The organism is Pseudomonas sp. KB_15 (assembly GCF_052114525.1).
Lineage (GTDB): Bacteria > Pseudomonadota > Gammaproteobacteria > Pseudomonadales > Pseudomonadaceae > Aquipseudomonas.
Genome location: NZ_JBFREX010000322.1, coordinates 1 through 383, shown reverse-complemented (window position 1 = coordinate 383; position 383 = coordinate 1). Strand labels below are relative to the sequence as shown.

The 383-nt window shown below is 70.0% G+C and carries 1 protein-coding gene; it reads right to left on the bottom strand.

Translation table 11 applies throughout. The annotated features are described in order from the left end of the window. Nucleotides 1-383: Bug family tripartite tricarboxylate transporter substrate binding protein (locus tag AB4Z35_RS31095; protein WP_442101311.1), on the bottom strand; the 383-nt coding region annotated here is incomplete at both ends.

The window sequence follows — 383 nt, the reverse complement described above, 5'->3', positions numbered from 1 at the left end:
TGCTCCAGCGGTTCACCTCGTCGGCGATATAGCGGCGGAACTGGTCGGGCGTCATCGGCGTGGGCTGGAGCGCCTCCGAGGACAGCTTGTCAGCCAGGTCCGGGCTCTTGAGCACCGTGTTGAGCGAGCTGTTGAGCTTGGCGACGATATCGGCGGGCATGCCGGCCGGGCCGACCACGCCGTACCACTGCTGGGCGTCGAAGCCCTTGAGCCCGGCTTCCTCCAGCGTCGGCACGTCCTTGAGCAGCGGGTGGCGCGCGTGGCCGGTCACGGCCAGCGGCCTCACGCGGCCCGAGCGGATATGCGGCAGCGCGGCGGAAAGCCCCGGGAACATCGCCTGCGTCTGGCCGCCAATCAGGTCGTTGAACGCCGGGGCAATGCCC